We start from the raw sequence: 26,955 nt of genomic DNA, 5'->3' as shown, positions 1-26,955 counted from the left end.
TAGTGTTTTGATTCTTGCATTAAAGTATATTGTTTTACTGCATAAGACAAAGTTGTATTATAGAGTGTACGGGCAATTTCAAAACGTTTTAATAGGATATCCTTTTGCCATGTATCTACAAGTAACTTGAGTTCTATAATAAAACAATCTTTCTTCCCTTTCGTCATTACCCGTCACCCCTTTCTTTTTTGATTATTCACAATATACAATATAAACGTATGTTCTAAAAAGAAAAATGCACTTCATTCCTCCCACCTCTGAAGAAGTGGGCTTCCTGAAGCTCACTTCTGTGATTTTTCTTGATTTTGATGACATAAACGTAAAACATAATTTAGATCCATATCTTCATGTAAATGTTGCGGTGTCCAAGGGATATAGATGTGTGGCTTTACGCCTGTATCATTGTAATGATAGTTTTCATGCATTTTTGAAAGGCTATAAACAAATTCATAATCATCAAAATCAACGGTTACTACATTAAAGAAGTCCATAATTCCCATTGTAGGGCGTCCAACTACGGTAACTTTTGGTGACTTCTTAACATTTTGAACAAATGTATCACCCGAACTTCCACAGGTTACATCTGTAAGGACATAGACATTTTTAGGGTTTGACTGACCTTGAATTGTATAATCCAATTCTTCTGGAACTGCCACCAATCCTTTCGAGTAATTTGTTTCAAACTTCGTAATTTCTTCTTGAATCCATTTTTGCATTTCACTGTCTAGTTCTTGTGTTAAATACGCTTTCAACTCTTTTATCCATAGAAGACAATTTCGGTCCGTATAGTTTGTATACATCATTTCATCTTCATGAAATAGGCTTTTAAATTTTAATTCCCTATCAAATACATAATTGAGGATTGGGAAATAAAAAAGGTCGTTCCCACCATAGTTCACTCGTACATCAATAATTAAATTATGTGACTTATTTAATTCGCTTTCATGATTGTTCAATAAGTCCTGAATGGGTTGAGCTTGTGAAAAATCCGTTATTTTTAGATACACTGTTTTGTTATCCAACTTTTTAAAGACGTAACTCGGTACATATGGAGACCGTTCATATGTGGCTAATGGTAAAAGAAATTTATCATCATCTCGATTTACTAATACTCGTTTTGCTTGTCGTAATCCTACATTCCAATATTGTCTTTCTGGTACAGGATCCTCTAAAATTTTCGAATAGAGCATTTCAAATTCTTCGATCGTTAAGCCGTCAATCTCAAGTATTGTATCACCTATTTGTAATCGAGTTTCATTTGTCACCTCTGTAACATATAAAGCATTTTGATAGCGTCGTACTTTAAATCCTCTATTTGGGATTACTGCCTTTTTCGCATTAAATGATAAATGTCCATCTTTAAAATCGAGTAAATAGGACTGTATCGTTTCAACAAAATCTTTATACGTCATATCTTCGGTAATGAGATAGTTTTCGGGACGGTTAATATGCTTTTTATCCAAATAACCCGCATAATCTGTTTTCATTATTTGAATTACTTCGTCGAAGATTTGTGTTTTACTGTGCATCGTATCATTCCATTCCTTTAAATTTGAATGTAAACGCAAAAACAAATAAAAAATCCCTCTGAAAATAGCTTCAGAAGGATTAGTAAATAAATTTATTGTGTACAAAATAAGCCTACAAAGAGGTAAGCATTATAAAAGTATAATAAATGGACAGACTAATCCTATTTTTTATTTGAAAATGCATATACATTTTACGTATAAAAATAGAATTATTTGCTCATTGTCCATTCATCATCCCTTCAAATTTAGTACATTAATAGTAACATTGTATTTCTGAAAATTCAAATTTATTCGCTATTTTTTAAAAATCACTATTGAACTTGAATTATATAATAAAAATCACATATATCCCTGTCGACTAGACAGACTTTTGCAGCCATCTGGCATCGATATTTAATCGAGGCTAGGTAGCTGTTTGATTTCTATTTTGTAAATGGATATAAGATAAATAAAACATAGCTAATGACAATCTATACAATTTTAGCCAACGGATCTATTATTCCTTGTTGACTAGATGCCAAAAATAATATTTTTAATTACTAGGCTCTAATAAATTTCAATGTTGATTTTTAATTGTTAATGGTTCCCTCAAAAAAATATGGATTTACTAAGGATGCTCGGATTCATTCGTTTGGTCAAAATGTCTTGTTTTGATTTGCAGGATCTTTACTTTTTAAATTCCTATTTTTTTGTTACGGTGAATATACTGTGGAGGTGTTAAGACTATTGGATAGGAGAGAAAAGATCATCATGAACCAATCGATACGCGTCCTTATTTCTGGGGCAAGTATTACCGGCCCTGCGCTCGCTTACTGGCTTCATCACTACGGCTTCGACGTGACGGTAATAGAACGTGCTCCCGCATTGCGCTCAGGTGGATACGGGGTTGATATACGTGGTACAGCCATTACGATGCTTAGGCGGATGGGGATACTCGATCAAGTCCGTGCAGCTGACACACAAATGACAGGTGTTTACTTTGTGAACAGCAAAGGTAAGATTGAAGGTAAAATAAGTGAAGCAAGTCTAGCGAACCAGCAGGGTCTGGACATCGAAATCATGCGCGACGATCTTAGTAGCATTTTATATGATTTAACCAAGGATAACATCAAATACATTTGGGGAGATTCGATTACCGCTATACATGAAACTGAAGCTGGTGCAGAAGTACAATTTATTCATAGCAATCCACAGACATTTGACCTGGTCATTGGTGCGGACGGGCTTCATTCTAATGTGAGGTCTTTGACTTTTGGAGACGAAGAACAGTTTAAACGTACGCTTGGCTGTTATATCTCGATTTTTACCATGGAGAATTACCTCAACCTCGACCACCGTCAATTGTTTTATTCAACGCCAGGCAAAACTGTTGGTATGTATAGTGCCCGTGACAATACTGAGGCAAAAGGTATGTTAATATTCCAATCGGAGGCATTGAAGTACGACCGATATGATGAAGAGTCTCAAAAGAAACTTGTAGAAAATGCCTTCGAAGACCAGATGGGCTGGGAAACTTCGCATATACTTAAAACCATGAAAGAAGCGCCAGACTTTTATTTTGATGAGATTTGCCAGATTCACATGCCAACGTGGGCAAAGGGTCGAATTGCCTTGGTAGGTGATGCGGCATATTGCCCATCACCCCTATCAGGGCAAGGTACTAGTCTAGCACTTGTCGGAGCGTATGTATTAGCTGGAGAACTTAAAGCCACGAATGGTGATTATTCCCGTGCCTTTGTAGCTTACGAACAAGAGATGAGAAAGTTTGTTGAGAAAAATCAAAAAATAGGGCTAATGGCTGCTGGTAGCATGGTTGAAAAATCAAACTTAAAAATCTTTCTGCGTAATTTAATATTACGAGTACCTTTCCTTTTGGTCATGCAGTTTAAGTTAATTTCAAAAATGGTTGTTAAAGCTGCCAACGGGATTGAATTAAAAGATTATTGATATGGATATTTAAGAGAAGAGTTTTAGCTAAATGTTAATTTCTAAACTACTAGTAACTATACAAAACCCGAACAATTTTTTGTTTGCTCAACTATGGAGCAATACAGGTAGAAAGTGATTAAACTAGTTTTAAAACCGAAACAAAAATTCAGCTGGACGAAAATTCATTTTGACCAATTTTTTTCAAAATGGATTCTTGTCCATATGATTATTTTATCTTCATAAAGTAGTTAAACCTGTTCTTTTTTTAGTTCTGGCGTTTTTTTTTTCGACAATACAGTAGAGATGAGTGCGTTATTCTTACAATGCAAAAACAACCGTCATTTTATACGGTTGTTATGAATTGCTATTTACTTACTTTAATAATAGTACCTTGATTGATTCTTAATAAGTCTTGAACATTTATTTTAACTAATGAGTTTTCAGAACCGCCACCAGTATATATGTAATCCATACTTGTTACTTTGGGGTCAACTAAAAACTTTGCTTGAAAACCAAAAGAAGGGACTCCACCTGGTGGAAAACCTGTATGTTCAATAATTTCATTTCCGTTAGCAAGTCTTGGTTTTTCTATTTTTAATGATTTGGCAACACGAGTTGTACTAGCTCTATTGTTTCCTTTTACAATAGCAACTATTAATTCATTATTTGAATCAATCATGCAAATATTTTTTACAAAATCGTCTTCCGAACCATTAACTGCTTCAGCAGCCTCCTTTACAGAGTGGCATGATTGATTAAATACGAAGTGCTCAGCTTTTACATTATTAGAGTCTAAAAAAACTTTAACCTTATTTTCATATGAATTCATAAAGTTCTCCTTTTAATATTCTTATTTGTGTAAATATTAGCACAATAATGCAAGTTTTAATACCACTACTACTGAGCAATGTGAGGAAAATAATAAATAAGGTAATCCACTTCATATTACGAGTATCCAAGAATTTATGAGAAAGTATATTTTGCTTCTTGGTGAAAAGCTGAACGAGTAGAGAAGGGCATAAATTCGATGCTTATTCAAAATACATTAGCAGGAAGGTGGAGTTTATTAACTTAATAAAAAAGTGATTTTATAGGGTGAAAACCCGATAGGTGAAGACAACTAATCACTTTATCCCTGTAGGATAAGACTTTTGCAGCCACCTGGCATCGATGTTTAATCGAGGCTAGGTGGCTGTTTCATTTCAGGAATGAATACAAAATAAATAAAACATAGTTGACTTATTGGTTTTATGTGTTTAAAATCGTAGTAATTGTTCGAATATATCGAATGATGAACTAATAGGAGGAGGGTTAAGGAATGACTATTGAAATACTGACAAAAGAGTTGACTGGTTTATTTGAAGAGATAGTAGAAAATCGTCGCTTTTTACATCAAAACCCGGAGCTTTCTTTTCAAGAAGAAAAAACATCTCGCTATATCGTGGATACATTAAAAAGTTATGGAATCTCTGTGCAAGAGAATGTTGGTGATAAAGGTGTCGTCGGAATTATTCAAGGTAAAGAGCCGGGAAAAACGGTTGCATTTCGAGCAGACTTCGATGCATTACCAATCGAGGATCAAAAAGAAGTTACATATAAATCTACAGTGCCTGGCGTTATGCATGCCTGTGGACATGATGGGCATACAGCTGCCTTACTCGCAGTGGCAAAGGTTCTTCAAAAACATAAGGACAGTATTCATGGAACAGCTAAATTTATTTTCCAACCAGCCGAAGAAAAGCCACCAGGTGGGGCGAAATTTATGATTGAAGATGGGGTTTTGGATGATGTAGATTATGTGTTCGGAGCACATTTAGCGACAGACCTTCCTGTTGGCAAGCTGTCAACTGCCTCAGGGGCAATAATGGCCTCAGTTGATGCTTTTACGATAAAAATTTTCGGTAAAGGCGGACACGGAGCTCGACCACATGAAACGAAAGATTCCATTATTGCGGCAACTCATTTAGTTCAACACCTACAACAAATTGTTAGTCGTCGTATTAACCCAACAGAAGCGGCAGTTGTTACAGTAGGAAGTATTCATGCTGGAAATGCCTTCAATGTTATTGCAGACTCTGCTGTTTTAGAAGGAACCGTTCGTGCATTAAATAAAGATGTTCGTGCGCAAATTGAAAAGGAAATTCGAGCAATTTTAGAAGGGTTAAAGATTACTAATTACATAGAGTTTGAATTAGATTACCTACATGGTTATCCGGTACTTGTTAATCCAGTAGAAGAAGCTGCACGTGTGGAGCAATTCATTAAAGAGCAATTTGGAGAGAGTGCTTTTATTCAGAAAGATCCGGTGTTGGGAGCGGAAGATTTTGCTTACTATTTACAAGAAAAACCCGGAAATTTCTTTTATGTAGGCGCCCATAATGAAGATCCAAATACACAATATCCTCACCATCATCCAAAATTTGATTTTGATGAACGAGCACTAATTAATACAGGGGAAGTGTTCCTGAAAATTGCGAGTCATTTTTTGATCGATTAATCTCTGAAAATATGTGATTAACTTAGTGGCAAATTTATCAGGAGGAATAATACATTGATTGTCTTTAAACATATCGTAAAAGAATTTTATCAAAAGAAAAAGAAAATAGTCGCTTTAAATGATGTTTCTCTTGAAGTTCAGAAAGGAGATATATTCGGGATCATTGGCTATAGTGGAGCGGGTAAAAGTACATTAATTCGGATGGTAAATGGCTTAGAAGATCCGACTTCTGGGCAAATCATCGTAGACGGCAAGGATATTCAAGCGTTAAGTTCGAATGAGAAGATTTTAAATAAGAAAAAGATTAGTATGATTTTTCAACATTTTAATTTACTCGAGTCAAAAAATGTTTTTGACAATGTCGCTTTGCCATTAAAGCTACGGAATGAAAGTAAAGAAGACATCGATCGAAAAGTGAAGGAAATGCTTTCATTTGTTGGGCTAGAAGATAAAGATAAAAATTATCCGAACCAACTTTCTGGAGGTCAGAAACAACGCGTTGGAATTGCGCGTGCACTGGTCACAAATCCTGAAATTTTATTATGCGATGAGGCAACCTCTGCACTCGATCCTAAAACGACGAAATCAATTTTAGCATTGTTAAAACGTGTCAATGAACAGTTTAATATAACCATTCTATTAATTACACATGAGATGGAAGTTATTCGCGACCTATGTAATAAAGTAGCTGTGATGGAAAATGGTCAATTAGTTGAGACTGGAAATGTTATTCAAGTGTTCGGTCAGCCGAGCCAACCGACTACTAAAGATTTTGTAGAAACGGTTATTCCGAATAAAATTCCACAAGATCTACTGGATTTTTATCAAAAAAATCAACAAACGTATACGTTATTACGACTAAAGTTTTTAGGAGAAAATACGGCTAGTTCGTTATTATATCAACTAAATAAACGTTTCAATCATGTAGAAAGCAATATTGTCTTAGCCAATGTTACGGAACTTGAGGGAACTACTTTAGGCATCTTTACGATCGCTTTTTCTGCAAATGAGCCAATCATTCAAGAAATTAAAGCATTTATTAAAGAATTTAATGTCATCGTAGAGGATGTGAAAATATGAATCGGATTTCCCCTGATATTATTTGGCAAGCCATGACCGAAACCCTTTATATGGTTTCTGTATCGCTATTAATCGGAACGTTATTAGGGTTACCCCTTGCACTATTTTTAGTACTGACAAGGCCAAATGGCATTAAAGAAAATAAAATTGTTTATTTCATCTTAAATTCAATGATTAATATTATTCGTTCATTACCGTTTATTATTTTGCTTGTAGCCATCGTACCGTTCACACGCTTAATTGTTGGGAAAACATATGGTACGGAGGCGGCGATAGTTCCGCTCATTATTTATATTGCTCCATTTATTGCACGATTAGTGGAGACATCTCTATTAGAAGTGAATCCGGGAATTATCGAATTAGCAAAATCATTAGGCGCAAAGCCATTACAAATTGTACGACATTTTTTAATTCCGGAAGCACTTGCTTCTATTATATTAACGCTAACAACCGCAACGATTGGCTTGATTGGCGCAACTGCGATGGCTGGTACGGTTGGGGGCGGTGGTATAGGGAATTTAGCCATATCATATGGTTATCAACGTTTTAATACATTTGTCATTATTTTAACGGTCGTTATTTTAATTATTATTGTGCAACTTATCCAATCACTCGGCAGTTATTTAGCTAAAAAAATTAGACATCAATAAAAAAGGGGTCTTTATAATGAAAAAGTATATTTCAGCATTTCTATTATTATCGCTTGCTGTTTTATTGGTGGCTTGTGGAAATTCGGACTCGAGCTCATCAGATGACAAGAAAACAATTAAAGTCGGCACGTCACCTGGACCTTATAGTGAATTATTTTTAAAAGCCATTAAGCCAATTCTTGAAGATAAAGGATTTAAAGTAGAAGACACAGAATTTACAGATTTACGACAAGCAGATGTTGCATTAGCTGATGGTGGCATAGATTTAAACGTGGACCAACATACAGCATATATGAACAACTTCAATAAGGAAAGTGGCTCATCTCTTGTTGCGTTAACAGCTGTTCCAACAGTGCCAGCGGCTTTATTTCCTGGTAAAAAGAAATCATTAGATGACGTTAAAAAGGGCGACGTAATTGGCATTCCACAAGATCCATCAAATGCAGCTCGTGCCTATGCAATTTTACAAAAAGCAGGTTGGATAAAAATTAAAGAGGGCGTAGATCCTATTCAAGCAACAGCACAAGATATCGTTGAAAATAAATACGAGTTGGAAATTAAAGAAATGGAATCGGCTCAAATTCCACGTACATTAGAAGACTTGGATTTTGGTGTAATCCCAGGAAGTATCGTATATTCTTCAGGAATTGATGCGAAAAATGCCATATTGCAAGAAGATGTTGTGAAAAATTACGAATTAGTAGCCGTAGTAAATGAAAAAAATAAAGATAGCGAATGGGCAAAAGCAGTAAAAGAAGCCTATAATTCTCCTGAGTTAAAAAAATACATGGATGAAAATAACAAAGATAACTATTGGTTCATTCCTAAAAATGATTAATGCTAGGGGTAAATCTTTATGCTATAAATGATTTATCTACTAAGAGGAATCTATTTTGATTGATTATGGTCAAAATGGATTCTTCTTTTTTGTTTTTAGATAAACAAAATTAAAGTTTGTTTACACATTGATGAATTTACCGTATATTGTTTATTAAATAGTAAACACAGAGGGGTTTTGTTTATGAGTAAAAGTGATTTGACAATAGAGGAATTATCGAGGGGATATGTAAACACAGGTGATACATATGAATGTATATTTTGTAATGAAATATTTGATGCCGAAGAAGTATTCCAAATAGATAATCGATTTTTTACGGCTAGAAAAGCTATACAACACCATATTGAGAATGAACATATCTCTGTGTTCGAAGCGCTACTTCAATTAGATAAGAAGTATACAGGGTTATCTGATATCCAAACCGAATTGCTGAAGCTATTTGCAACAGGGGCGCCAGATAAAGACATTATTAATAGCACTTCTGCAAATAGCATTTCAACAATTCGACAGCATCGATTTAAATTGAAAGAAAAAGAAAAACAAGCAAAAGTTTTTCTGGCAATCATGCAGGCTTTAGAAACAACAAAAGTATACGAACCAATTCATAAGGGGGCGACACAGGTGGATGAACGTTATGCGATTACAGTAGATGAGAAAGAAAAAGTACTAGCGACGTATTTTAAAAATGGCTTAGAAGGTCCTATTGAAAGTTTCCCAAGTAAGGAAAAACGAAAGATAATTTTACTGCAACACATTACAACGAAGTTTGAGGTAGGGCGTAAATATAATGAAAAGGAAGTAAATGAGATATTAAAGCCTATTTATAGTGATTATGTATCAATAAGAAGATACTTAATTGAATATGGTTTCCTAGATCGAAGTGATGATTGCACTACGTATTGGGTGAAATAAGTTTAAAATGAATAAGCATAGGGAATTTTAAGTACCTAAATATTTCTATAAATCACATTAGTTGTTACTAATTTTTATATTAACTATACTTACGTTGTAGTCATATAGAAAGGGTGATTGGATGAGTAAGAACTTTATTATATTTGGAGCAAGCCAAGGATTAGGTGATGCATTTGTAAAGGGTTTACCAACAAAAGGGGATACAGTATGGGTGGTGTCACGCACACGACCAAGTAGTTTAGATATAAATGATGGCGTAAATCGTAAATGGCTGACTATTGATTTATCTAGTCAACAACATATTCCTGCTTTAAAAGAAGCTTTAAAAGGCGTTGCTATTGATGTATTAATTTACAATGTTGGAGTATGGGAAAAGCGCGGTTTTGAATATGATTATACGTTTGATAACGATGAAATTGGGGATATTGCAAACTTAATTAATATTAATTTAACTTCCACAATTACATATATTCAGGCGCTATTACCTAATTTAAGACAGGCGGAAAATGGAAAAGTGATTTTGATAGGATCGACAGCAGGTTTAGATCATACGAATAATGCACAAGTTTCGTTTGTTACATCTAAATTCGGCTTACGAGGCATTACAAATGCTTTACGCGAGCATGTGAGAAAAGATAAAATCACCGTAACGTGTATTAATCCAGGAGAACTGGCTGCTGAAGTACCTTTTGAAGAAGGGGCTGAAAAGGCAATTAAGTTGTATGAAGGGACACGTATTCCTGTACAAGATATTGTAGCCATTGTCCAATGTGTGATTAATTTATCACCAGTTTCATGTGTGAAGGAAATAAATATTCCTGCTATTACAGATATAAATGTATAATTCAGTAAAAAAAGGCTCGCATGTTGAACGATTCTGTTCAACATGTGAGCTTTTTAAAATGGTATCTATTTCACAATTATTTTCTTTGAGTTTTACATATCAATATAATTTATAATCCCATTTCGATTTATTGAATAAAAGTTGCAGCACGGAGTTCTTCTGTTCTGATTGAGTCTTGAATGATAGGAGCTCGTAATGTTGTTTAGTACGAGGATTACTACTTACGACGTGCAAACGCAACTCATTTGATTGTAAATGAGTTCGAGCAAAATTCTTTGCCTACTGCAATAATTTGCTTCTATATTCGGGATGAAATATAACATTCTCTAGCATTGGTTTATATTCTAATAAATTTTACTTCTTTCAGCAATAAATGATCACGATTAGCTTTCATTTTTATCGCTTTTCTCTTGAATTAGAATTTCTAATTCAAGAATATTACTATTAGTAAAAATGCCGCTTGAGAGCTCTCTTACATAGATAGGGATATTTTTCTTGTCGATAATGGATAATATTTGCTTCTCAATTTCATCATCATTTGCACCTAAAATAAATATAGAATTATATTTACCTTCAATCATGAGGAAATCAGCCTTATGTTCTGTTTTTATACACATATGATATTCATCTTCTTCAAAAACATAAATAACATCATTATAAAAAAATTGCGTTGATAATTGTAATGTTAAAAAATCTTTGGCTGATAAAGTTTCATTCGTTTTTAAAGTGATTATTTTTTCTAAATGACTTTCTTTTAAGTATTTTGTGGAATTTACTTTTTTGTTTGTAATAGTTACATAATGGTGATCAATTGCCTTTTTAATCTTTTGTAATTTGTTTATTTCGTCTGAAAGTTCTTTTGATTTTTCTCTTAATAAACTCAAATAATCATTTTTTTCATACGAAGTTAAAACCTCTTTAATTTGTGCGATTGAAAGATTTAAGTTTCTCAACATTAATATTTGAGCAAGTTGATAAATTTCCTTAAGAGAATATTTTCGATATCTATTATTATCTGTGTAGGATGGAAATAAGAGCCCTTTTTCTTCGTAATATCGTATTTGATGATGACTGATATCAAATATTTTAGCTAATTGATTTATTGTAATTGTTTCATCCATAATATCCCTCTTCTCTAGATAAATATAAACTCTAGGGCTAGCCTAATGTCAAACGATAAACCTAAGATAAAGCCTTAAACAGTTATCACTGATAATCAAAGAAATGGATGGGATATAAGAATATGCAGGTATAAATCCCATGTGATAAAGCAAAAGGATTTGCTCGGTGTGGGTTTTAGCATCATTCTACCAATGGATAATTGGGCAAATGAATTGAGAGGTGTACACAAAAAAGTTTGTTTGACATTAGGTCAACCCTATAGTTTATAGTGATGATGTATTAAGTAGAGCGCAAAAAAAATGCATAGGTTTCTGATAAATAATGGTTTCATCAATATTTTAGTAGATATAAAAAGTCTGCAATATCTATAAAAAGATATCCCAATCGTGTACTTAAGGAGGAACATTTATGATCAAACAGTTACAATCTAAACGTATTGAAGGGTTAGATTTCGCTAGAGCCTTGGCTATGTTTGGAATGCTGATAGTTAACTTTAAAATTATTATGGGAGCGGCAGGGAGAGGGTCGGATTGGCTTATATGGTTTACTGGACTTTTCGAAGGAAGAGCGTCTGCTACTTTTGTTACGCTGGCAGGTATCGGAGTTGCTTTGATGACAAGAAAAGCTAGAAATGGCGGTGACCTTTCTACAATTAAAGAAAATAAGGTGAAATTATGGAAACGTTCCGCTTTTCTTTTTATTCTAGGTTTACTTTTATATATTGCAGATTGGACTGGGGATATCCTTCATTATTATGGCGTTTATATGCTGATTGCATCCTTTCTTATCGTAGCTTCTACAAAGTTCATGATCATCATATCTAGTCTTTTTTTAATCACCACGCAAGTCTTACAAGTAACAATGAATTATTTGAAAGGATGGCATCCAGATCAACCATTTATGGAATATCTTGATTTTTGGACGATTGAAGGTTTTCTAAGAAATCTTTTGTTTAATGGGTATCATCCAGTATTCCCTTGGATTTGTTTCTTTTTACTTGGAATGATCCTTGGCAGACTTGATTTATCGAAGAAAGCTGTAAGAAACAAAATGTTGTTTATTTCTATAATTCTACTCATAACAATAGAGGTACTTTCAAAAATATTGATGCAACTATCTCTGTCAGTATTAGATGGTAAAAGTGCCGAATTCTTGTTTCAAACTGGACCAATTCCACCAAACATATTATATATGTTATCAAATTCCGCTTCAGCGATAATTGTCATCGTTGCCTCTATTTATATTGTAGAAAATTTTTCTAGTCATTGGTTGACCAAATCACTTATTAAAACAGGACAGTTAACATTAACTCACTATGTAAGTCATGTATTTATCGGTGTCGGCATATTAACTTTATTAAATAGATTAGAAAACCAAACGTTAGCATTTTCATTCGTATTTACATTATTGTTTTTCGTAGCGAGTATTTTATTTTCTGTTTTATGGAGCAGAAAATTTAAAAGGGGACCCATTGAATGGGTTATGAGAAAAATAACAAAATAATATTTTGGTAGAAGAAATAGTTTTTGTTAAATATGAGGATAGTATAAAAGCGCGTTCCTGTAACAAGCAGGAACGCTTTTATACAAAAGAAGAAGGGTTTAGCGGGAAATATTCAATCTAATAACCAATCGTACGATTCATCGGCAAAACTCTGAAGGTAATTCATGAATAAGCCTGCATGATAGCCATCACAAACAGCGTGGTGCATTTGTAAAGAAACAGGAAGATAAATAGCATTTTCCTTCTGCGAAAATTTACCTGCAGTGATAATCGGTAAAAGGTAATTACCTCCATTATTAATGTTGAGATTAAAACCAGTAAATGAACACCATGGAATCATTGATATGTGAAAAATATTTTCTAGAATAGGGGATTTCGGAAATAAACTGATCTTACCGTTATATTTCTTTAAATCACTTTCGTAATTCTGATGGAACTGTTTAAAATTATCCGATGTTTCTGTCCAAATGCTCGAAAATGTCTCTGATTCCTCATTAAAAATCGTGTAACTTGGATTTAATTTTTCCCAATACCCTAATTCTCCTTGGCTATTAAAACACGTTCTAAATGCAATATTGGTATTGATAGCTTTTGTTACCATATATATGAATGTTGGATAAAACTTAAGATTATTATCTTTTATGTTTTTATACAGAATGCTAATATCTATTTCTGAAGTCATACTAAATGTTGTTTGTTGGGTAATATAATGCTCAAAATACTCTTGTCGATGCCAGCTCTTTCGATCAATTTTGTTGAAAATCATTTTTTTTTGCCTCCTAAATTTATTAATTTTATTTAGGAGGCTATTTTCACTGCTTTTTTCATAGATTTCACCCTCGTATATGATATTGTCTGATAAAAAATTATATCCACTTTTTTGTTACTCTCATACTATATTCTTATAATATAGTAAAGATGGCTTTCAAGGACAGCCACTAATTGAAAATTTATATTAACGGACAGTCCAATGCCATTTAATAGCATCTTTTTCAACGTTTTTAACAAAATCGTCTTTCCCGTCGCAATAGCAATCAATATCATTTGGATGCTGCATGGCAAGTTGGCTCTTTATTTCTCCATACTGCCTGCAAACTTCGGGATGCACTCGAAGGTAATCTCTAAATGCTAAATGTCTTTCTATTTCTTTAATGTTGCTATATTGAAAAGCATGAATTTGATGTGTGCGATGATCGCCACCTTTACGGAAATATCTTCTACCAGTTATCCCGAATTCCCCCATAACTTCGTATCCAATCTCTTGAAATTGTTCAGAAAATGAATCCAATTTATGAATATCATTGACTACTAGTAAAATATCAATAATGGGTTTTGCTTTTAGACCTGGAACTGATGTGCTTCCAATATGAAAACTATTCACCAATTCTTCTTGAAGGATAGCCCTAACAGAACGTTCCTCTTTCTGATAGTCGCTGCTCCAATTGTGGTTAAAATCTACAACTTCTATAATCCTCATTAATACACCTCATTCTTGTTTTTATGTTACTTTACAAATTTTATGTATTATTACAGATTATAAAAAATCTAATGCGTTGTCAAAGATGTTGTTTGAAAATAAAGGATATTTTTATTTTCTCTACAAAGCAGGTGATTCGTTTTTTCATGGCGATGAAGAGTTTTGTAGCAACTCTTCATCCATTCTAAAGGGGAGGGAGGTAAGCAACGCTCAATCTTTATTTTGAGTTGCTTTAATTAATTCTAAATATTGAGAATCCCCTAAACCATATTGAGGGAAAAGATGCAGCAAGTTTCGAACGATTTCTCGGTGAGGAAGATTTTGATGTGTTTGAATGTATTTTGTTATTTCGTTATCAATTTGCAACAGTTCTAAATACAAATTGATTCCTTGATACAAAACAGGTATCAATTCTACATCTGGCATGCGGTGTTCCAATAATACTGCTTGGAATATATCATAATAGTTACCTAGTGTTATTTCCGTTTCTTTCACATCATATGTTTGCTCTCTCACCGCGTGATAGTAAACTGTTCCTTTAAATGATGTTTGTTCCAAATAAGCTAACACGGTTATTAAATTCATCTGACAAAACATATCTTCACCAAACCAAAGAACGATACATTGATATTTTTTTGAAAATAAGGTCTTTTCAAGTGGTGCAACTGTAATTGCTTCATATTCGGTTAGTGAGACTTGATGTCCCGTTGCTCGAATTTGTTTAAATGAGTCGCTAAAAATTGTTTTAACAGTGTCGTGTACACACATCGCTTCATTAAAAGGTGCGTAATCGCTTTTTCCCATTAATTGTTGAGAACTGAATTCTTCATACATCATTTGTCCATTTAAAATGTTCAATACTTCGTGATCAAAATGTTCATCCACATGCTTTTGTAAATCTTCAATTCTTAATTTTTTTGAAATGTCCATATAATAACCCCTCGCTTCATTCATAGTGAGTTTTACATATGTTTGCAATGGTTCAGGACACAAACGGAAGGCATTAGGACTAACTCCAAATATCCCCTTAAAAGCTCGAGAAAATGCTTCTTGGGACGAGTAGCCATGTTTGATCGCTATTTCAATGATCCTTTCGTCTGTTTCACTAAGACTGATTGAAGAAAGATAGGTTTTTCTAAGGGTCATATAACGTTTAATGCTAATGCCTGTTATTTGATGAAATTTAAAGGAACAGTAATAAGGAGAATAGCCCATTGCTTCACTTAATTTCATCAGAGAAAACCCCTCAAACAGATGTTCTTCAATCCAATCAAGCATATCTTGAATCATGTTGTTCATCATGTATCACTCCTATTATTAATTATAGTGAAGAATTAAAAGGGGTTTTGATATTCGTTGTGTAAAAATCGTTTACTAATAGCTCAAATCAATCAAACGGTGTTCTTTCTAGGTCTTGATTGAAAAACCTTTTTCTGCTATTAAAGATATTGTAGCATTCAGTAATACCTCTTTTGTTTTATTTCCTTTTTTCCTACCATCTATCATTAACGTACCTCCAAACCTATTGTTATTCAGTCCATTGATGAGGGTAAGTTAATGCAGGTGAGATAAGGATGATTTATATTAAAGTACTTCAGTATAAGGCGTTCTTCATAGAGTACGGACACAAATAGGAAAATTTATGAAATAAAAGGTAGATAAAAATCCAAAATGGTGATAGTATATCTTTATTCTTAAAAACAGAAGGGAGATTAGACTTTTATGCTAAAACTTATTATCGCAATTTAAATTCCAATGAATTTAATAGAAGGGCTGTTCTATAATTTAATTATAGGTCTATTTGTGATGCCCTTTTGCGATAACTAAGAGAAGCAATATAATGTCTAATCTATATAAGCAGATCAATAAATTTATGTAATCCAACTAAAGGCAAGCACTAGCTTTAGTTTGGTTAACTTTATTTTTTTGCGTATAAAAAGACTTTATGAGTTTATTATTCTCATAAAGTCTTTTTCTGTTTTTAGGAGGTGATAATTCCCATAATACATGTAATGTACCAAAGTGATTGAAACAAAAATTGGAGGGAATTTAAATGGGAAAATATGAATTAGTAAGTGATTATCGTAATAATGAAAGCTTGAAGGAGAGTTTTAATGCCTTAGCAATGAAAACATTCGAATTAGATTTTCGAGGCTGGTACAACCGAGGGTATTGGAATGATAAATATATACCGTATTCATTTGTTGATGAAGGTAAGGTTATTTCAAATGCTTCAGTTAATAAAATGTCAATAATTATAGATGGTAAAATGTACAAAGGGATTCAAATTGGTACAGTAATGACTGATGAAAATTATCGCAATAAAGGTTTAGCTAAGCAATTAATGCAGTACATTATGAAAGAATACGAAAATACTTATGATTTCATGTATCTTTTTGCGAATGATACTGTATTGGATTTTTACCCGAAGTTTGGCTTTACACGTCTAAATGAAAGTGAGTTTAGCTTAGACCTTGCAAATAGCTCACTTCAAATGAAGATGGATGCGAAAGTAAAACAGCTTACTATTGAAAATGATCTTGCATTACTTGAAAAGTTTGCGAAAAATCGCCATGTTAACTCAACTATTTTAGATGTTGAGCATAATGAAAGTTTATTAATGTTTTATTTCACATTAGTATTTCATGAAGCCATTTTCTATGTAGAAGATTTAGAAACGATTGTGCTAATGAATGAAGAAGAAGATACGCTGCATATTTACGATATCATTTCGTTAAATGCACCAAATGTTGAAGCTGTATTAGCAAGCATTGTGAAGAAAACAACGAAAAAAGTGGTATTTTATTTCACACCTGATTTTACAATCGAGGGCATGACAGCGACAATTATGCCAAATGATGATGATGCTTTATTCGTCTTAACGAAAAAGTCATTACTAGAGGATAACTTTATGTTCCCGTTAACATCACATTGTTAATTGCAAGGGAAAATCAGTAACTTTTAAGAATTTAAAAGTATTGCTAAACCATCGGCACCATTTACAGAGTTAAATGATTGATAGCCGGTTTTTAAATGAAAAATAGGAGAAAACCGATTTCGGTTTTCTCCTTATCTTTTCTGGAATACGTCTATAGTTTTTTTTTAGAAGCGGAAGAGCAAAATCATTTATTCCGTAAAATTGAGTCAACGCCTAACTATGTGATTTATAATTTTTGATAATGATTGAAGAGGTTCTCTATTTTTTCTTGGATAATTTGTTTCAATGATTCAGGTTTCACTGCTATAACATAATGACCATATCTCATAAAATAGTTGGCGATAAATTCCTCTTCTCCAGGATTAAAAAATCCCTTCACGACAGTTTTAGTACTAATTTCTATTTTCATAGAAGGATAATGTTCTTTATAAAAAATATCCTTTGCTTGTGCTAAAATCTCTACTTCAAAGCCAATCTTTTTCTCGGATTGATACATTTCTAATGAACGACTATTAAGTTCATCTATAGAAAAGTGAGAGGCGATATCCTGTTCTTCAATAAAGATTATTCTATCACATCTAAAAACTCTATATTTATGTGTATTGAACTCTATTCCAGTGGCATACCATTGACCAAACCTAGCAGAAATTTTGAAAAATTGAACATGGTAGCTTTTTTGCTCGTCATTTTTTAAATATTGAATCTTACAGGTGCTTTCATTAAGAATACTCCTTAAAATTTTATCTAAAAAACGACTAACATTTTTATGTTGATTTACTTCAAACTGCAAGACTTTTTTCATTTTGTGAATCTGCAGTATTTGATTGTTAGACAGACAGTTTTCAAACTTCTCATTTAGTTTATGAACACTTAAATGAAATGGTGTTGATTGATAAGATTCTAACGTTAGCATGGCAAAGTACAGAGCAAACACTTCATCAATCGTAAAAATAATAGGGGATAATAATCTATTTTTTAAGATACCATAACGTCCGTATCTGCCGTGCTCCGAAAAAATAGGCATACCTAATTGTTCTAATGAACTAATATCACGTAGAGCCGTACTTTTAGAAATATTGTATTTAGCCATTAAATCATTTAAATTAAAGTACTCTCGACTGTTTAAGTATCTTATCATGTCATTTAATCTTTCTGATTTTTTCATAGAAATCTCCTTATCAATTTCGCCTTGGCGTAAGTGCGTCCGGATTTTGAATTGTGCCTGCACAATTCATTCCTTTCAAAATCCGTGACATCCGCCGGAGGCTTTATCTTCATTTAGTGCGTGGGTGAAAAGGAACCACATCCCACCACCTTCAGATGTGGAGGTTCTTCTGAATGAAGATAAAGGTGTCATGTTTTGATACCTTTACATCTTAAAATAAGGTCAAGGTAATATCAATTGATAAGATATCTACCTACAATCATTTTATTAAGGGAGATTGATACCATGAGTACAACACTAGAAGTAGCTATTTTCTTATCCATGAAAGGAAAAGCAAAAGAAGCGGTTGATTTTTACAAAAAACATTTTAACGCAGAGGAATTGTTACTCGTTACTTATGAAGATATGGCAAGACGTGACAGCTCTCTGCAGCTTACTGAAGAGAATAAACACTTTATTACGCACTCCGTTTTAGCAATCGGTAAAACAAAGGTAATGCTGGCAGAAGATACAATGGATGTCACTGAAAAATATGTAGTAGGGAATAACACCTCATTGTGTATTCAAAGTGCGGATTTAGAAGAAATCGAACATTTTTACAAAAGCTCAACGACAGATAAGAGAGTTAGAATTATTGTTCCGTTATCAAATAATGTTTTTAGCAAAGCATACGGTATTATTGAAGATCCTTTTGGTATTCAAATACAATTAATGTTTGATGATAGATTACATTAACAAAGGATATATTGTTTGTCGCTGCTCTTTTAACTAAATATGTACAGAAAAGCTGGGGATGTTTACCCAGCTTTTTTGATCTACGTAAAAATATTTTTTTATAAAGTCCCACTCCATATTTCAATAAAGTCGAAGATACAGTACCAAAAAAAGCCACCAACAATGGCAGCTTTTAAATACCGAATTGACTTTTAAAATTGAAAATCTCATCAACAGCTTTGTGATACCCACCTGATTTTTGGAAGGATTCTTTAATATTTGCAACAGCTTTATGGATGGAAGGGTTGTTTAACACATGATCGGCAGCTTCATTTAATTGACTTGCCATCAAGGTTTGCATTTGTAATTGAATACCTGCTCCGATGTTGGTAACTTGCTCTGCAATTATCGGTTGATCCGCACTTAGTGGAATTACGATTAGCGGAACCCCGTTATAGAGAGCTTCATTTGTGCTGTTCATTCCACCATGTGTGATAAATAATTTAGTGTGTTTTAGCAATTCGGATTGTGGAACATAATTTTTCACAATGAAGTTTTCAGGAATCTCTCCTAAATCACCAAGTTGGGTTTGCCCACCAATAGACATGACAACAGTATGCTCAGTATTCCCAAATGCCTTAAAACACAGCTTATAGAAATTGATGGCTTGATTTAAGACAGTACCGAGTGAAATATAAATGGTTTTTTTCCCTTTGATGGCAGTAAGGTCGAAGTCTTCCTGCGTTAATCGTGAAGAGATGGAAGGACCTACAAATTTATAGGTTTGGTCAAATGCTTCTCCAAAAGGTTGAAATTCCCTCGTTGTATAAACGATTGTCAGTGGTGCGGGATTACAAAAAACTTCAAATGGAGAATTGATTTCAACTTCATATTTTTCTTTAATTTTTGTTGTCAGTTGTTGAAAATCATCATTGATCTTTTTTAAAACTTCGGTTGGGACATTTTTTGAAAGATGTTCTAAAGTTTTATCAAATGATTGTTGAGTCTCAGCAAAAGATGTACATGAATTAATTGCCGGAAGCTTCAGGATTTTGGCAATTAGATGACCACAACCAAACATAGAATCGTGGATGATGTAATCAAAATGTTCTCCTTTAATCTGTTCAAGAACACTAGGTATGACGATATCTGCAGTAAGTAAAAGTCCATTGACCCTTTCGAGCAAATGATTTCTTCCACCTGAAATAAAGGCTTTTATAAATTTTTGACCGTCAAAGGTGCGCACAGTCGCTCCTGTCTTCTCAATTCGCTCCCGAAAAGCTTCTATCGTAAAGAATACGACCTCTTCTCCGCGCGAAATTAGCTCCTGTACAACACCAATAGTTGGATTGATATGTCCTTCTGATCCACCATTAATAAATAAAACACGTGCCAATTCTACCACTCCTTAAGTAAAGATATTTTCAAGATTGTGTAAGAGTAATGGATACTGTCACATATCATTGCTTAATTATGGTAAAGCACCGTGAGATCTTTTATCAAGTATTAGCATTTATCTTTTTTAGGTGGACAGCTTACTTGGACTTTTACACTTGGATTAGAGTGTAGCAAATCAATTTATTTGAAGATGTTTTATTAAAGTATCTCTGGTTTTGAAGAATATCGCAAAAAAAGTCAAAAATTATTAATTCTTATTCGTTATGATAATAAGTGAAGAGGAGGTGAAATACCGTTGAAAAATGACTGGCTAATTCAAAAAACAATAAATTGGATTGAATCACATATACATGAGCGAATTTCCGCCAATGATATTGATGCAGTGAGCGGATTTTCAAGATATCATTTTCACAGAGTTTTTCAAACCTCTGTTGGAATGTCTGTCACGGAATATATTCGAATGAGGTGACTTGCAAATGCTGCAGTTATACTTCTTCATACGGATGAAAGAATTATAGATATCGCGTTCTATTATCAATTTGAGTCACAAGAATCCTTTACACGAGCATTCAAAAAACTATATGGTTTGCCACCAGGGCAATACAGAAAAGTAATGAGAGCTATGAGAAAAAACAAGGAGGAATCAATAATGGAAGAGAAAATTAAAGGCTGGTTTATTAGTGGGAGTCATCCATATAATTATGAAATAGGAATAGATCAGGAAACTGTACATCAAGGAAAAGCATCGGGATATTTAAAATCAAAAACTGTTCAGGAACCAGATGAATTTGCAACAATGATGCAACAATTTAAGGCAAATGAATTTAGAAATAAAAGAGTTAAACTTTCGGGGTTTATTAAAACTGAAAATGTTAAACAATTCTCAGGACTTTGGATGAGAGTAGATAATGCATCGGAGGATATCCTGCAGTTTGATAATATGAGTGATAGACCAATCACTGGTACAAATGGTTGGAATCGATATTCTATAGTTCTGGATGTACCAGAAAATAGTGCAATAATATCGTTCGGTATTTTACTGACAGGAAAAGGGGAAGTTTGGCTGGATGGACTTAGTTTTGAGGTGGTTGATAAAGATACCCCTACAACCCACATTAGTTTTGAAAACCATCTTTTAGAGGAACCGACAAATCTATCATTTGAAGAATAAAGGATTTTTGGAATTTATTTTTTGAAATCTAAAATATCTTCTATATGTTCTCGTTGAAGATAATATTTGTTTATTTTAGACTCAAATTAATAGTTACAATCCACAGAAAACTTAAGATTATCGATCTAACTTAAAACATCAGCCATTTAAGTTAATAGACCAAACCATTGGTGATCATCCGGAATTTACTTTACAAACAAATTGATGTAAAAATGGATAGCCAGTCCACTTTAGTCTCTAGCAGGTGGGAGATTAACTACCGCTCAATTGGTGGTGACAATAATCAGTAGGAGATGAAGAAAACCCCCACTGATTAAAATTTTACTTTATTATGGTAAGAAAATAACTGGACTGATAGCAGGAGCGCTGCAAGATCATTATGAGTCCCTACTAGCCCAGATTACCAGTCCCCGATTAGTTTACTAGAATTAGATGAAGGAACAATGGAAAGAAAAACAAAAAGATTAGATAATAATAGGGTAAATATGGTATTTTTAAATATAGTTTCAATTAAAGGGGGGATAAGTATGTTTTCACAAACGATAACTGACTATTGGAAATTGCAATTTTTAAACGGGGAAGTTATCTACAACGATAAAGTCTTTACGGTCACCATCAACCCTGACCTGAGCGAAGACAGTCGGCTCATGGTGCTAGAAACTACTGACGAACGGTTTTTGGCAGTCTTGACGCCTGAAATGGCCGAAAAGTTAGACCTTTCAAAAGGACAAGAAATGTCGGAGCTGATCTTCCGCCAGAAATTAAATGAAGCAGGAGTCACAATGCATGGTGCAGATTATCTTTTTTATTTTTCAGAAGCAGAAAAGAACAACTTGTTGCAAGAAGACCTGGAAGGTACATTGCGCCAATTAACAGAACGAGATGATGCAATTTTCTCAGAGTTCGAGTCTTCCGCTACTGAACAAGACTTAGATGATGCTTATGTCGAGTTGGATCACTGGGCGGTATTCGGCTCTTTTGAGCAAGATCGCTTGGTCTGTGCTTCCAGCATGTATCCTTGGGAAGAAAATGTGCAAATTGCGGATCTCGGTGTACTGACTCTATCACCTTTTAGAGGAAAAGGTCATGCTCGCAAAGTGGTACGTTCAATCTGCAAGTACGCATATGAGCAGGGATACGAACCGCAGTATAGATGCCAGCTCGATAACGAAGCTTCAACAGTCTTAGCTAAAGCAGCTGGCTTGACGGTGCTTGGTAAGTGGGATGTAATTTCCCCAAACTGCACTGTCGGAAAGTCCGAGTAGATACGCTCGTTCTTACAATTAAATTAAAAACCGATTTTTCCTAGCATAGAAAAAATCGGTTTTTAATTTAAGAAATCCTTTCGCCTAAACGAAATTCTGATCCATATAAACAGTCGTCATCTACTAATTTACGAACATATGGCATTCATCTATTTAATAAAAAATAATGGTATTATATGGGTCTAGATAAAATAAAGAATTTGCAATAATAAGGAGAATAAAATGTACACAATTGGGCAAGTAGCTAATTTTTTAGGTGTATCTAGAGATACCTTGAAATTTTATGAGGAAAAGGAATTAGTAAAGCCGAAGCAAAATATTGAGAATGGGTATAGAAAATATAATCATTTTGATATTTATGATATTACAACAGTAAATTTTTACAGAGAAATTGATATTGAAATTAAAAAAATCCAGGAATTAAGAAAAAGTAAGAGTATTGATGGAATTCAATCATTATTAGAAGAAAAAGAACAAGAGGTTTTACTGGAAATAGAATATAAAAAACTTCTATTGAAAAAGATTCAAATAGTAAAAGAAGATTGTAAGAAAATCAAACAATTCTTAGGAAAGTACATAGTTAAGGAAATGAAACCTTTAGCAATAAAGGGAGAAATAGAACATTTTACAGCGTATGAAGAATATGACACTTTAAAAAAGAATGCAGAGAGCTTAAAAAAAGCAGTTACGCTCACATCTTTAAGAAGAGTCATCAACTTCAATGAAGAAGGTATTATAGAAGATAAGTTTATTATTGTAAGAAAAGTGGAAGATCCTGATGGAGAAATAGACGGTGAAACCTTATCTCATCCAAAATGTATTTATACAATTATTGAAGATGGAAGATGGTCAACTGGCGGAAAAAATATTGATCAACACGTGGAAGCGAGTTTAAGAAACATAGCATTAGAAAAAGGGTATGAACTTTTGGGACAAGTTTATATAAACCTATTACTGACCACTTATGAAGACGGACTTGAACGTGTATTTCTAGAGATTTATGCACCTATCAAGTGAAACTTATTATTTCCTCTCTTTGCTGAAGAGGCATACCTTATTCAACTAATTTCATCAAGGGAGAGCCCTTTATTTAGGGGTTCTTCCTTTTATTTGAATATAATGCTTGCGAAATTAAAAGTCATAGTGTACTATTTAACTAGTACACTATGACACGAAGTGTATATGAGGGGAGCCTATTTTAGATCGAATCATTTTATTGCAAAATGGTTCGTTCACTGCACATGAGGAAGTAGAGACTCTTCGAGAAGAAAGCGTATTATAAGAAAGGGTGAAATTAATGACAAGATGGATTGAAAAGGAGATTAGTATGAAAAAATTTACTTTATATCTATTAATGGCGTTCACTATTGTATTGATGTATGCTTGTTCACACGAAACAATGCCTAACGAAGAAAGCAATAAAGAAAGTAAGGAAAAATCTATTAGCAATATTACTGTTAAAATTCCAGATGATATATTTGTTTCTAATAAAAAGAATGAAACTATTAGTGAAGACGAAATGAAAGCAAGTTTAAAAAAGTATATGGATTATAGTCATGTGATAGATAAAGAAATGGAAAAGATTGTTTATCTTTATGAGGATGCTACTGAAACCGATCAGGAAAAACTACATAAATTAATAGCTGAAGGGAAAAAGAATGATGCGAATTTCAATGATTTTATAAGTAATAATAGTATCCCAGATGATTATAAAGAACCTTCAAAGACAATCTATGAATTTGTTTCATCAATCAGGGAAACTTTAACACAATTTGAAGAAGAAATTGTTGGAGCGGTTGAAAATGGTAGCTTGACAGATATAACAGATTTTGCTTCAGAGCATTTTACGAAAGCGAACGGAAGGCAGCAACAAAAAATCGAAAAATTTTTGGACGAGAAAAATATTAACACTACATATTTCGATGAATAGAAAGAATATATGTAATTGCCCTTCAAAACTTTGAAGGGTATTTTTTATCTTTTCTTACGCTGAATTTTATGGTGGTAAAAGTATTGACCTGTGAGCAACCCCTAGGTTTAAGCTAAAGGTATTCGTAAAAGCCTTAATATTTTTACGGAAATTTAGTTCGAAGCAGGGAATATACATGAATAGAGAAAAGAAACTAAAAAAACCAGTAGCGAGTTTTATTGTACTAACCAATATCATTTTTTTGCCACTTTTTTGTCTTGTAGGAGCCATCAGCATGTTGGGATTTCCTAAATGGATTTTTGATGTCATGCTCTGTATATCAGCTTGGTCCTCAACCTTTGCTTTTGCAATATTATTTAAAAAAATCTATCCTGGGCAAAGTTTTATGCAATTTGTAAAAGATAAATTCAAGAATAAACTTAAGTTTTCTGTGATTTTTATTGCAAGTATGATTCAAGCATTCATATTTTTGATGATTTTGTTTATAGTATCTAATACTAGTGAAGTAGACTCTGTTTTTACTGTTTCTTCATGGGGAATGCTGATTTATTTCTTTTTTAAAAACCTTCTTTCTGGGCCACTAGGAGAAGAACTAGGGTGGAGAGGTTTCGCTCAAATGGAGCTTCAAAAGAAGCATTCGCCATTAAAAGCTTCAATCATCATAGGTTTTTGGTGGGGGCTGTGGCATCTGCCTATATGGTTTACTACAGGGTATATGGGCATTGATTTAATCAAATATATTCTACTCTTTATGATTGCAATCATGTCTACTAAGATCGTCATGACAGCATTTCATAATTTAAATCAAAATTTAATCGTCCCAATCATTATCCACCAATTATTTAATTTCTTTCTGGGCTTAATAAACGGGAAATTAATTGATTTACTCATGTATAACGCCATTTTTTACTTCGTTGCAGCCGTTTTAATCATTATTATTAATCCAAAGAACGTATTGTATGGAAAGGAAGAAATAACAGAAAAAGTGTACCTAAAATCATCATCGTATTCAAATTAAGGATGATCACCTACATGGGGTCGATTTATATTTTGGTTTAGAATTTACATGTCTTCCTCATAACCAATTTCACTAGCGTGACCGATCATTGGAGAAGAAATACTGAAGGTAAGAACAATAATACTTAATACAGTAAAGAACTTTTTAAATATGCGAATCCTCCTAATTATTTTTTTAGATTGAGTGTGAGTATTCATCATGTACCTTATATGATACAGTTAAATTATCAATAAACAAGGAGAATAGTAAAAGTGTACTTATTTTTGTTAACTGTAGTTTATTGTTTAGTAACGAGGGTTTTGAATATATCTTTTGAACTTTCCTTGGGAATTTATTTGATAGGATTGGGATTGGTTAAGGGATTCTTTACTGATGAATTAAAGGATGTTTTCAATCTAAAAAGGGCCAAGTATTTGTATGAAGAAAGAGGATTTAAAAATTCTACAATGGAATTATTATCTTTAATTTTGATTTTCATTAATTCCTATTTAATCGATTATGAGCCTTTTTCCCTTTTTGAATTTGTTTATATGTTTTTTCTCATAGCGTTTGTATATCGGTTTATATTTTGGGGTATTATACAGGCGATATGGGAGAGAAAAAAATAGGTTTATGATTTGTATGGAATATTCAATCAATAGAGATTGATAGTTAAATGGGGTAGCATATGCTACCCCTATTTTTATTTTATTTTCGGTTGAAAGTGAACTTGCTGTAGAAGAAAAAACGTGGCAATTGTCAACGGTAAATGTCTGACTGGAGCGATAGCGAAAGGAATTTAAGGAGTTGACAATTTCGCTGCACCCGAACCCTCTTGGCTCTAAATCGAATGCATTCGATTCCTGCCTACCGGCGAGGGAATCCCCTCAAAAGTGAGGAGTAAAGTGTACCCTTTGTAAAGGACATTTTTAAAAAAGCTCTAGGCAACTTGAAGAAGATGAAGTCTGTATTGTGCAGGCGTCATCTTTTTTAAGT

General features: G+C 33.4%; 23 protein-coding genes and 1 pseudogene. 16 read left to right on the top strand and 8 right to left on the bottom strand.

Annotated elements, in window-relative coordinates; genetic code table 11:
- Positions 1-281: 281 nt before the first annotated feature.
- Complete coding sequence (locus ACQKOG_RS25975; RefSeq protein WP_427448515.1) at positions 282-1,574, bottom strand: S41 family peptidase; 1,293 nt, start codon at positions 1,572-1,574, stop codon at positions 282-284.
- Positions 1,575-2,279: 705 nt separating this feature from the next.
- Here ACQKOG_RS25975 and ACQKOG_RS25970 point away from each other — a divergent pair.
- Positions 2,280-3,476, top strand: a complete 1,197-nt coding sequence (locus ACQKOG_RS25970) for an FAD-dependent monooxygenase (RefSeq protein WP_402871899.1) — start codon at positions 2,280-2,282, stop codon at positions 3,474-3,476.
- A gap of 346 nt (positions 3,477-3,822) precedes the next feature.
- On the opposite strand, the gene ACQKOG_RS25965 is transcribed toward ACQKOG_RS25970, so the two are convergent.
- A complete protein-coding gene (locus ACQKOG_RS25965) occupies positions 3,823-4,287 on the bottom strand; it encodes an aminoacyl-tRNA deacylase (protein ID WP_427448514.1) in 465 nt (154 codons plus the stop codon).
- 489 nt (positions 4,288-4,776) lie between these two features.
- Between ACQKOG_RS25965 and ACQKOG_RS25960 the strand changes: the two genes are divergently transcribed.
- The 6 genes from ACQKOG_RS25960 to ACQKOG_RS25935 all read left to right on the top strand — a co-directional run bounded on the left by ACQKOG_RS25960 (position 4,777) and on the right by ACQKOG_RS25935 (position 10,279).
- Positions 4,777-5,955, top strand: a complete 1,179-nt coding sequence (locus ACQKOG_RS25960; RefSeq protein ID WP_402871893.1) for a M20 metallopeptidase family protein — start codon at positions 4,777-4,779, stop codon at positions 5,953-5,955.
- 54 nt (positions 5,956-6,009) lie between these two features.
- Positions 6,010-7,035: a methionine ABC transporter ATP-binding protein gene (locus tag ACQKOG_RS25955; RefSeq protein ID WP_370083215.1), complete on the top strand. Its 1,026-nt coding sequence runs from the start codon at positions 6,010-6,012 to the stop codon at positions 7,033-7,035.
- Entirely contained in the window at positions 7,032-7,685 is a 654-nt protein-coding gene (locus ACQKOG_RS25950) for a methionine ABC transporter permease (protein ID WP_370083217.1), read from the top strand. The genes ACQKOG_RS25955 and ACQKOG_RS25950 overlap by 4 nt, the downstream gene beginning before the upstream one ends.
- Positions 7,686-7,701: 16 nt before the next feature.
- Entirely contained in the window at positions 7,702-8,523 is an 822-nt protein-coding gene (locus ACQKOG_RS25945; RefSeq protein ID WP_370083219.1) for a MetQ/NlpA family ABC transporter substrate-binding protein, read from the top strand.
- Between the two features lie 183 nt (positions 8,524-8,706).
- Complete coding sequence (locus ACQKOG_RS25940; protein ID WP_402871887.1) at positions 8,707-9,435, top strand: DUF2087 domain-containing protein; 729 nt, start codon at positions 8,707-8,709, stop codon at positions 9,433-9,435.
- Between the two features lie 121 nt (positions 9,436-9,556).
- Positions 9,557-10,279 (top strand): SDR family NAD(P)-dependent oxidoreductase, encoded by a 723-nt coding sequence (locus tag ACQKOG_RS25935; RefSeq protein WP_370083223.1) that lies wholly within the window; start codon positions 9,557-9,559, stop codon positions 10,277-10,279.
- A gap of 383 nt (positions 10,280-10,662) precedes the next feature.
- Here the strand turns inward: ACQKOG_RS25935 and ACQKOG_RS25930 are convergent, their stop codons facing one another.
- Positions 10,663-11,400: a MerR family transcriptional regulator gene (locus ACQKOG_RS25930; protein ID WP_370083225.1), complete on the bottom strand. Its 738-nt coding sequence runs from the start codon at positions 11,398-11,400 to the stop codon at positions 10,663-10,665.
- 409 nt (positions 11,401-11,809) lie between these two features.
- Between ACQKOG_RS25930 and ACQKOG_RS25925 the strand changes: the two genes are divergently transcribed.
- Positions 11,810-12,904: a DUF418 domain-containing protein gene (locus ACQKOG_RS25925; RefSeq protein ID WP_370083227.1), complete on the top strand. Its 1,095-nt coding sequence runs from the start codon at positions 11,810-11,812 to the stop codon at positions 12,902-12,904.
- A 112-nt stretch (positions 12,905-13,016) separates the two neighbouring features.
- On the opposite strand, the gene catA is transcribed toward ACQKOG_RS25925, so the two are convergent.
- From catA to ACQKOG_RS25910, 3 genes are all read right to left on the bottom strand, one after another.
- Positions 13,017-13,670, bottom strand: a complete 654-nt coding sequence (catA, locus tag ACQKOG_RS25920) for a type A chloramphenicol O-acetyltransferase (RefSeq protein WP_370083229.1) — start codon at positions 13,668-13,670, stop codon at positions 13,017-13,019.
- 189 nt (positions 13,671-13,859) lie between these two features.
- Positions 13,860-14,381: a GrpB family protein gene (locus ACQKOG_RS25915; RefSeq protein ID WP_370083231.1), complete on the bottom strand. Its 522-nt coding sequence runs from the start codon at positions 14,379-14,381 to the stop codon at positions 13,860-13,862.
- Positions 14,382-14,591: 210 nt separating this feature from the next.
- A complete protein-coding gene (locus ACQKOG_RS25910; protein ID WP_427448513.1) occupies positions 14,592-15,680 on the bottom strand; it encodes a helix-turn-helix transcriptional regulator in 1,089 nt (362 codons plus the stop codon).
- A gap of 754 nt (positions 15,681-16,434) precedes the next feature.
- Between ACQKOG_RS25910 and ACQKOG_RS25905 the strand changes: the two genes are divergently transcribed.
- Entirely contained in the window at positions 16,435-17,319 is an 885-nt protein-coding gene (locus ACQKOG_RS25905) for a GNAT family N-acetyltransferase (protein ID WP_370083233.1), read from the top strand.
- Between the two features lie 226 nt (positions 17,320-17,545).
- Here the strand turns inward: ACQKOG_RS25905 and ACQKOG_RS25900 are convergent, their stop codons facing one another.
- Positions 17,546-18,484, bottom strand: a complete 939-nt coding sequence (locus ACQKOG_RS25900; protein ID WP_427448512.1) for a helix-turn-helix transcriptional regulator — start codon at positions 18,482-18,484, stop codon at positions 17,546-17,548.
- Positions 18,485-18,769: 285 nt separating this feature from the next.
- Between ACQKOG_RS25900 and ACQKOG_RS25895 the strand changes: the two genes are divergently transcribed.
- Entirely contained in the window at positions 18,770-19,219 is a 450-nt protein-coding gene (locus tag ACQKOG_RS25895) for a VOC family protein (RefSeq protein WP_402871872.1), read from the top strand.
- A gap of 172 nt (positions 19,220-19,391) precedes the next feature.
- Here the strand turns inward: ACQKOG_RS25895 and ACQKOG_RS25890 are convergent, their stop codons facing one another.
- Complete coding sequence (locus ACQKOG_RS25890; protein WP_427448511.1) at positions 19,392-20,594, bottom strand: macrolide family glycosyltransferase; 1,203 nt, start codon at positions 20,592-20,594, stop codon at positions 19,392-19,394.
- A 297-nt stretch (positions 20,595-20,891) separates the two neighbouring features.
- On the opposite strand from ACQKOG_RS25890, the pseudogene ACQKOG_RS25885 reads away from it, so the two are divergent.
- From ACQKOG_RS25885 to ACQKOG_RS25860, 6 genes and pseudogenes are all read left to right on the top strand, one after another.
- Positions 20,892-21,767, top strand: a pseudogene (locus ACQKOG_RS25885) (helix-turn-helix transcriptional regulator).
- A 527-nt stretch (positions 21,768-22,294) separates the two neighbouring features.
- Positions 22,295-23,032, top strand: coding sequence for a GNAT family N-acetyltransferase (locus ACQKOG_RS25880; protein WP_370083241.1), 738 nt, complete (start codon positions 22,295-22,297; stop codon positions 23,030-23,032).
- A 222-nt stretch (positions 23,033-23,254) separates the two neighbouring features.
- Positions 23,255-24,049, top strand: a complete 795-nt coding sequence (locus ACQKOG_RS25875; protein ID WP_370083243.1) for a MerR family transcriptional regulator — start codon at positions 23,255-23,257, stop codon at positions 24,047-24,049.
- Between the two features lie 310 nt (positions 24,050-24,359).
- Positions 24,360-24,962, top strand: coding sequence for an NDxxF motif lipoprotein (locus ACQKOG_RS25870; protein WP_370083263.1), 603 nt, complete (start codon positions 24,360-24,362; stop codon positions 24,960-24,962).
- Between the two features lie 175 nt (positions 24,963-25,137).
- A complete protein-coding gene (locus ACQKOG_RS25865) occupies positions 25,138-25,980 on the top strand; it encodes a CPBP family intramembrane glutamic endopeptidase (protein ID WP_370083245.1) in 843 nt (280 codons plus the stop codon).
- A 251-nt stretch (positions 25,981-26,231) separates the two neighbouring features.
- Positions 26,232-26,588: a hypothetical protein gene (locus ACQKOG_RS25860; RefSeq protein ID WP_370083247.1), complete on the top strand. Its 357-nt coding sequence runs from the start codon at positions 26,232-26,234 to the stop codon at positions 26,586-26,588.
- Positions 26,589-26,955 lie beyond the last annotated feature (367 nt).

Origin of the sequence: Lysinibacillus sp. NPDC093216 (assembly GCF_050280325.1) — a bacterium.
Classification (GTDB): Bacteria; Bacillota; Bacilli; order Bacillales_A; family Planococcaceae; genus Lysinibacillus.
This window is presented reverse-complemented; position numbering and strand designations above follow the sequence as displayed.